Below are 7,254 nucleotides of genomic sequence, written 5' to 3'. Positions count from 1 at the left end.
CTGCCGTTGCTCGACCACTGCATTTCCAACCCCGGGGTGCATGTGATCGATTGCCCGGTCGACTACAGCGAGAACGATCGCATCCTCAACAGCGAACTGCGCGCCCGGGCTTTGGCGGTTTAGTGCTGTACGGCCCATGCCGGCATGGGCCGGTCGTCAGGCGAAGACGGTGATCGAGCCAAAGGCCACCGCCGCCACGAACATCACCAGGCAGGTACCGATGCTCCAGCCGATCGACGCCCGTTGGTTGTCCCCGTAGTCCACGTTCAGCAAGCCGCAGAGCAGGTAAGTGGACGCCACCAGCGGGCTCAGCAGGTGCACCGGTTGGCCGATGAGGCCGGCAATGGCCATTTCCTTGCCATCGATGCCGTAATGCCCGGCGGTTTCTGCCAGGATAGGCAGGATGCCGAAGTAGAAGGCGTCATTGGTAAGAATGTAGGTGAACGGCATGCTGATGAAGGCGGTGAACACCGACATGTAGTGCCCGGTGGATGCGGGAATGATCTGCACCAGGCTGTCGGAAACCGCTTTGATCATCCCGGTACCCGACATCACCCCGACAAAGATGCCGGCAGCGAAGATAAGCAAGGTGACGGACAGCACGCTGCCTGCGTATTTGTCGATGACGGCCTTCTGCGCCTGCAGCGAGGGGTAGTTGATCACCAGGCCAAGGCCGAACGCGACCATGAACAGGATCGCCAGTGGCATGACGTTGAGCATCATCAGGGCAATCAGGGCGAGGGTGAGTGCGGCACTGACGACGAATCGCCAGCCGGTGAGCTTGGACTGCTCCAGCTCGGCGAGCAGCTGCTGCAGGTCGATTTCCGTCACGCCCAGTCGCTTGCGCTCCTGGCGGCCCAGCAGCAGGGCTGCCAGCAGCACCCAGGCCAGCCCGGCCAGCATGATCGGCAGCATTTCGACGAACAGCTCGGTGATGTCGACCTGCATGGCGCTGGCTGCGCGTGAGAAGGGGCCGGCCCAGGGCAGGATGTTCATCACCCCGATCGTCAGCAGCAGCACCGTGGCCATGACCTGCGGACGGATGCCGGTGCGCCGGTAAAGCGGCAGCAGCGCCGCAGTGGTGATGATGTAGGTGGTTGCGCCGTCACCATCGAGGCCGACGCAGATACCCAGTACGGCAGTGCCCAGGACAATCTTCTGCGGATCGCCCTTGACCAGGCGAAGCACCGTTTCGATGAGCGGGTTGAACAGGCCGGCGTCGGTCATCATGCAGAAGTACAGAATGGCGAAGGTCAGCATGATGCCTGTGGGCGCGAGCATCTTCAGGCCATCGAACATCATCGGGCCGAGGTCGGCGGCGAAACCGGCGGCGCATGCGAAGGCGATGGGTACCAGGATCAGCGCCACAAGCGGGGACAGCCGCTTGGACATGATCAGGTACATGAAACAGACGATCATGCTGTAGCTCAGGATCGTGATCATGAAGTCCCTCTTTTTATCGGTTTTATCGTGAAGACTTGTCTGCTTTTGTTGCGGACGAGCGAATGCCTGCGCGGTGGCGCACAGGCGTGGTGGGGCGGTTCAGTTCACGCGTGCGAGAACAGTTTCTTCCCCGCGTGGGGCAGGTGTGCCTGGAGAATGTGGCCTGTGGCCGATTCCGTGATGAACAGTGTGCGGTTGCCATGCCCGCCAAAGGCAAGGTTGGTCACGGTGCGGCCTGGGGAGCAGGCGCGAATCCGGTAGAGCGGCACGGCATGCGGGTCGAACACCCAGACGCAGCCATTGCCCGCATCGCAGACGTACAGGTTGCCTTCGTCGTCGAGCGCCATGCCATCGGCGCCGCTGACGCCACCGGCCATGGCCGTGAAGATCCCGACCTTCGAGGTGCCACCGTCCTGCTGCAGCGGGAGGCGCCAGACCGCATTGCCGCGGGTCATGGCGACCAGCAGTGCCTGTTCGTGCAGGTCCAGCACCAGGCCGTTCGGGCTTGGCCCGTTGTCGATCAGGCAGTCCAGGCGTTGCAGATCCAGGTCGTAGCGAAATACCCGGCCGGACGGATCATGCATGCCGGTCTGGCCCTGGTCGGTGAAGTACAGGCGGCCAGCCTGATCGAAGAACAGGTCGTTGACGCCCTTGAACCCCTCACTGCGACGGTGGGTGAGAAGCGGCTCGATGGCCTGCCTGGCAGGGTCGAGCAGCAGGATGCCGCGCTTGTAGTCCGCGACGAAGATCCGCCCGTCCGCGTGGATTTTCAGCCCGTTGGGCCAGCCGTCGTATTCGATCACCAGCGACCATTCGCCTGCAGGAGAGATGCAAAAGATCCGGCCATAGGGAATGTCGGTCACATACAGGTTGCCGGCTCTGTCGAACGCAGGGCCTTCAAGGAAACAACGGGTGCGTTGCCCGGGTTTGTTGGCGCGCACCCAGTCGGAATCGCCGTCGCGCCAGAAGCGCTCCGGCATCCGGCTGAATACCTCGGTTGGCAGGTCCTGGGGTGGGGCATACAGGCTCATGGGTATCTCCAGCAAGGCGTGCGGGCACTGTACCCAGCCTAGGCAATGGGTGAGCACGAACGACGCGATTATTGTTTTTCGTTCCATTCAGTAGAACGGCGTTGCCTCGTGTGGAACACTTTTTCAAAATCGAGGGGATGCTGTCAAGCCGTATTCATCGGTGACCCGCTGCTGATGAAAGGGGATTGACAGGCGGAGATCTGGCCAAGAATACTATTTGACAGAACATCATTCTGCCTGACAGAACAATCATAACAATTCGGATCTGCGCCACTCGATGGCCTGCCGCGTGAACGTTCCTAAGGTCCACCGCCGAAGAGGAGAATTTCCGTGCATCCTGGTTCAGATATCGATGTACTCGTCAGCGAAGTCGCCCCCCGCGACGGCCTGCAAAGCATCAAGGCCACCATGCCCAGCGAACTGAAGCGTCAGTGGATCACCGCGCTCGCCGAGTCGGGCGTGCGTGAGATCGAGGTCGGATCGTTCGTACCGCCCAGGCTGCTGCCGCAGATGGCCGACTGTGCCGAGCTGGTGGTTCATGCCCGTCAGATCCCCGGGCTTTTCGTGACTGCGCTGGTGCCCAACCTCAAGGGTGCCCAGGCTGCCTTCAGCGCGGGGGTGCAGAAGATCACGCTGCCGATCTCCGTCAGCGAGCCCCACTCGTTGTCCAATATCCGCAAGACGCACGCCCAGGTCTTTGACGAGGTCAAGGCCGTGGTAGCGCTGCGCAACGCGTGTTTCCCGGAGATCGAGATCGAAGCGGGCCTGTCCACCGTTTTCGGCTGCACGCTTCAAGGTGTGGTGACCGATGACCAGAGCATCGCCATGGCGGTGAAGATGGCCGAGCTGGGCGTTGACGAAGTGGGCTTGGCGGACACCGTCGGGTATGCCAATCCGGCCCAGGTGCGCCGCGTGTTCACCCGCTTGCGCCAGGAGCTTGGAGAGCTGGCCGGCAGCGCCCATTTCCACAACACCCGGGGGCAGGGGCTGGCCAATGTCGTTGCAGCCCTCGAAGCCGGAGTGACCACCTTCGATGCCTCGCAAGGGGGGATTGGCGGCTGTCCCTACGCGCCTGGCGCCTCCGGCAACATCGTGACCGAAGACCTGGTGTACCTGCTCGAGTCGATGGGCTTGCGCACCGGCATCGATATCGACCGCCTGGTTGCAGCGCGCGACTGGCTGCGCCGGGGGCTGCCGGGCGAGGCCTTGTATGGCTTCATCGCCGATGCCGGGGTCGGCAAGAACTTCACCTACGCCAAGGAGGCCGTATGAGCCAGGTGCCAGAGACCAGATTGCCGCTGGCCGGCATCAGGGTCGTCGAGTTCGTTCACATGGTCATGGGGCCTACCTGCGGCCTGCTGTTGGCAGACCTCGGGGCCGAGGTGATCAAGGTCGAGCCCGTAGCCGAAGGCGACAATACCCGTCGACTGATGGGCTCCGGTGCAGGCTACTGGCTGACCTACAACCGCAACAAGAAAAGTTTTGCCGTCGACATGAAGTCGCCCGAGGGCATGGCTGCGGTCCGCAAGCTGCTCGCCACGGCGGACGTCATGACCGAGAACTTTCGCCCAGGCGCCATGGAAAAACTGGGGCTGGGTTACCAGGCGGTCAAGGCCATCAAGCCCGACATCATCTACAGCTCGATGAAGGGCTTTCTGCCGGGGCCGTATGAAAAACGCACCGCACTGGACGAGGTGGTGCAGATGATGACCGGCCTGGCCTACATGACCGGCCCGGTAGGCCGGCCCCTGCGCGCGGGTGCGTCGGTCAACGACGTCATGGGCGGCATGTTCAGCGCCGTCGCCGTGCTGGCGGCATTGCTGCAGCGCAAGGACACCGGCAAGGGGCAGTTCGTGCAGACCGGGCTGTTCGAGAACTCCGCGTTTCTGGTCGCCCAGCACATGATGCAGCAGGTCGTGACCGGTGCCGCCGCCGCGCCGATGCCAAGCCGGATCTCCGCCTGGGCCATCTATGACGTGTTCGAAACGGCTGACAAGGACCAGCAGGTGTTCCTCGGCGTGGTCAGTGACAGCCAGTGGGTGGCGTTCTGCGAGGCGTTCGACTTCACCCTGTTCGCCAATGACCCGGCCCTGGCGCGCAACAACCAGCGGGTGCAAGCCCGGGAACGGATCATGCCGATCGTGCGCGAACGCATTCAGTCCATGGGCAAGGCCAGCGTGATGGCGTTGTGTGAAGCGGCCGGTCTGCCGTTTTCGCCGATCCAGCGCCCGCAAGACCTGTTCGAGGATCAGCACCTGAACGCGTCCGGTGGCCTCACTGAACTGGCCCTCGGCAATGGGGAAACCACCAAGGTGCCGATGCTGCCGTTCGAAATGGATGGGCAGCGTTTCGGCGCACGCCTGCCGGCGCCAGAAGTGGGCAGTCACTCCCGTGAACTGCTGTCGGAACTGGGCTATGAAGGTGCCGCGATCGATGAACTTGCCGCCAGCGGTCTGATTCGGACCTGATCGCTGCGCACACGCATTGCCGTCACCCACAAGAATAAAATCGAGGTAATCGTCATGGCCCCTGTCACGACTCCAGTCATTACTGTCCCGGTCGCGCCGCCCCTTGCGCTGGACGACATCCAGCGCCGCGCCTTGCGCAAGGCGGCGTGGCGGTTGATCCCACTGCTGGCACTGGCATATTTCTTCAACTATCTCGACCGCACCAGCGTCGGCTACGCAGCGCTGCAGATGACCGACCAGCTTGGCCTGACGGCCGCCCAGTTCGGGCTGGGCGCCGGGATCATGTTCGTTGGCTATTGCCTGTGCGAAGTGCCCAGCAATCTAGCCATGTACCGGTTCGGTGCCAGGCTCTGGATGGCCCGCATCATGATCACCTGGGGCCTCGCGGCTGCGGCAACCGCGCTGGTGGTCGGGCCTTGCAGCTTCTACCTGATCCGCTTCGTGCTGGGGGTCGCCGAAGCAGGCTTCTTTCCCGGCGTCATATTCTTCCTGACGCTCTGGTTCCCGATTCACTACCGCACGCGGGTGCTGGCCTGGTTCACCGTGGCGACGCCGATTTCGTTCCTGGTGGGGGGGCCGTTGTCCATCTGGTTGTTGCAGATGCACGGCGCGTGGGGACTGGCGGGCTGGCAATGGATGTTCCTGGTCGAGGGCCTTCCGGCTTGTGTCCTCGGGCTGATCACCCTGAAGGTACTGGCCAACCGGCCGGCCGAGGCCAAGTGGCTGACTGTCGAGGAGCGCAATGCGCTGGACAAGCTGTTGGCGACAGAGGCGGGCAGCTCCCGCAAGAGCCATGCATTCAAAGGCGCGCTGAAGGACCCGCGGGTCTGGCTGCTCAGTTCGATCACCTTCAGTTTCACCATCGGCACCTACGGGATCGGCATCTGGCTGCCGCAGATGCTCAAGGCCCAAGGTGTCGAGTTGAGCTTGATCGGCTGGGTGGCGGCGGTGCCGTACTTCTTCTCGACGATCGGCCTGCTGTTCTGGGCTAGGCATGTGGATCGCACCGGCAAGGGCATTCTCAACCTGGTGATCGCCCTGGTTCTGGGCGGCCTGGCGCTGTTGTTCGCCCTGCAGATGAATACCTTGGTTCCTGCCCTGATCGGCATCACCCTGGCGCTGGTCGGCACCATTTCGGCCAAGACCATCTTTTATACCTTGCCGGCCAAGTTCCTCAGTGGCCAGGCGGCAGCCGGGGGAATTGCCCTGATCAATTCGATTGGCGCCTTCGGCGGGTTCGTCGGGCCTTACCTGATGGGCTATCTCAAGGAGGCCACGCACTCCTTTACCGCAGGCCTCATGGTGATGGGCTGCGTCCTGTTCTTCGCCGCGGCGATGACCCTGGTGCTCAAGCTGTTCATGCGTGAAGCCTGAGCAGAACGCTGTTCTGTTGCGCGGGTCGCTTGGATTCACTATGTTGCGTTCACAGCAATGTGTAGGCCTGCCTTCGGGTGGGCCCTTTTCAAGCAGCCTAAGTGAAGCCATGCCTGACAACAGTAATCAATCCAGTGATGACGGCGCGGAGGGCGCGGCAGGCGGTGTCGCCGCAGTGGACCGTGCCTTCGCGATTCTGGCGGCGTTCGATGGCGATCGCCCGAGTTTGCCCTTGGCGGAAATCTCGCGCCGCACAGGCCTCTACAAAAGCACCATCCTGCGCCTGATGGTGTCCCTTGAGCGGGCCGGTTTCGTGCGCCGTCTGGCGGATGGCCAGTTCGCTGTCGGGCACGAGCCACTGCGGCTCGCGCAGCTCTACCAGGGGGCCTTCAACCTGCGCGATGCACTGCTGCCGATTCTCGAAACGCTGTCCCAGGAAAGTGCGGAGACTTCTTCGTTCTATGTGGCGCAAGGCGCGAGTCGGGTGGTGCTGCTGCGTGTGGAGCCCAAGCGTTCGGTACGGGTGTCCATCCATGAGGGGGATCGCTTTCCGATCGATGCCGGGGCGTCCGGCAAGGTGCTGCGGGCATTTGGCGCCGCGCCCGACGCTACCCTGGATAATGTCCGGGAGCAGTATTGGGCGGCATCGGTGGGTGAGCGCGACCCGGACACCGCTGCCATTTCCGCGCCGGTCTTCAGTGCGGGCAACGTGTTCGTGGGCGCGCTGACCTTGTCCGGGCCGGCCGACCGCTTCAATGCCGAGCAGATAAACCGCGTGCGTGCCACGGTGATGAACAGAGCCGCGCAAGCCACGGCGGCCCTGGGTGGCCCGACCGAGCGTTACCAGGCGGCCATCCGCGCGGTTGACCGAACTCCGCAGGATGGCAAGCAAGGGGCGGTTGGCGGATAATGCCCGCTTCCGCCCGTGCGTGAGCAAC

General features: G+C 63.1%; 7 protein-coding genes. 5 read left to right on the top strand and 2 right to left on the bottom strand.

Features of this window, described 5'->3' with window-relative positions; translation table 11 throughout:
* A partial coding sequence (locus ACIP21_RS14975; protein ID WP_400688723.1) for a hypothetical protein occupies positions 1-123 on the top strand: 123 nt, incomplete at its 5' end.
* Between the two features lie 33 nt (positions 124-156).
* On the opposite strand, the gene ACIP21_RS14970 is transcribed toward ACIP21_RS14975, so the two are convergent.
* The gene (locus ACIP21_RS14970) at positions 157-1,443 is read right to left on the bottom strand and encodes a CitMHS family transporter (protein WP_400688696.1); all 1,287 of its coding nucleotides are present in this window, start codon (positions 1,441-1,443) and stop codon (positions 157-159) included.
* Positions 1,444-1,547: 104 nt separating this feature from the next.
* Entirely contained in the window at positions 1,548-2,474 is a 927-nt protein-coding gene (locus ACIP21_RS14965; RefSeq protein ID WP_400688694.1) for an SMP-30/gluconolactonase/LRE family protein, read from the bottom strand.
* A 330-nt stretch (positions 2,475-2,804) separates the two neighbouring features.
* Here ACIP21_RS14965 and ACIP21_RS14960 point away from each other — a divergent pair, with 330 nt between their 5' ends.
* The 4 genes from ACIP21_RS14960 to ACIP21_RS14945 all read left to right on the top strand — a co-directional run bounded on the left by ACIP21_RS14960 (position 2,805) and on the right by ACIP21_RS14945 (position 7,226).
* A complete protein-coding gene (locus tag ACIP21_RS14960) occupies positions 2,805-3,746 on the top strand; it encodes a hydroxymethylglutaryl-CoA lyase (RefSeq protein WP_400688691.1) in 942 nt (313 codons plus the stop codon).
* Positions 3,743-4,942 (top strand): CaiB/BaiF CoA transferase family protein, encoded by a 1,200-nt coding sequence (locus ACIP21_RS14955; RefSeq protein ID WP_400688689.1) that lies wholly within the window; start codon positions 3,743-3,745, stop codon positions 4,940-4,942. The genes ACIP21_RS14960 and ACIP21_RS14955 overlap by 4 nt, the downstream gene beginning before the upstream one ends.
* A 54-nt stretch (positions 4,943-4,996) precedes the next feature.
* Positions 4,997-6,316 (top strand): MFS transporter, encoded by a 1,320-nt coding sequence (locus tag ACIP21_RS14950; RefSeq protein WP_400688687.1) that lies wholly within the window; start codon positions 4,997-4,999, stop codon positions 6,314-6,316.
* 109 nt (positions 6,317-6,425) lie between these two features.
* The gene (locus ACIP21_RS14945; protein WP_400688685.1) at positions 6,426-7,226 is read left to right on the top strand and encodes an IclR family transcriptional regulator; all 801 of its coding nucleotides are present in this window, start codon (positions 6,426-6,428) and stop codon (positions 7,224-7,226) included.
* Positions 7,227-7,254 lie beyond the last annotated feature (28 nt).

It is taken from the genome of Pseudomonas sp. NPDC089401 (assembly GCF_044749485.1).
Classification (GTDB): domain Bacteria; phylum Pseudomonadota; class Gammaproteobacteria; order Pseudomonadales; family Pseudomonadaceae; genus Aquipseudomonas.
Note: the sequence above shows the minus strand (reverse complement) of the source record. Positions and strands in the feature narration are given on the sequence as shown.

Excerpts from the sequence above, each read along its gene's own strand:
- ACIP21_RS14945 (WP_400688685.1), top strand. The coding sequence starts at position 6,426 with ATGCCTGACAACAGTAATCAATCCAGTGATGACGGCGCGGAGGGCGCG.
- ACIP21_RS14970 (WP_400688696.1), bottom strand. The coding sequence starts at position 1,443 with ATGATCACGATCCTGAGCTACAGCATGATCGTCTGTTTCATGTACCTG.
- ACIP21_RS14965 (WP_400688694.1), bottom strand. The coding sequence starts at position 2,474 with ATGAGCCTGTATGCCCCACCCCAGGACCTGCCAACCGAGGTATTCAGC.
- ACIP21_RS14955 (WP_400688689.1), top strand. The coding sequence starts at position 3,743 with ATGAGCCAGGTGCCAGAGACCAGATTGCCGCTGGCCGGCATCAGGGTC.
- ACIP21_RS14950 (WP_400688687.1), top strand. The coding sequence starts at position 4,997 with ATGGCCCCTGTCACGACTCCAGTCATTACTGTCCCGGTCGCGCCGCCC.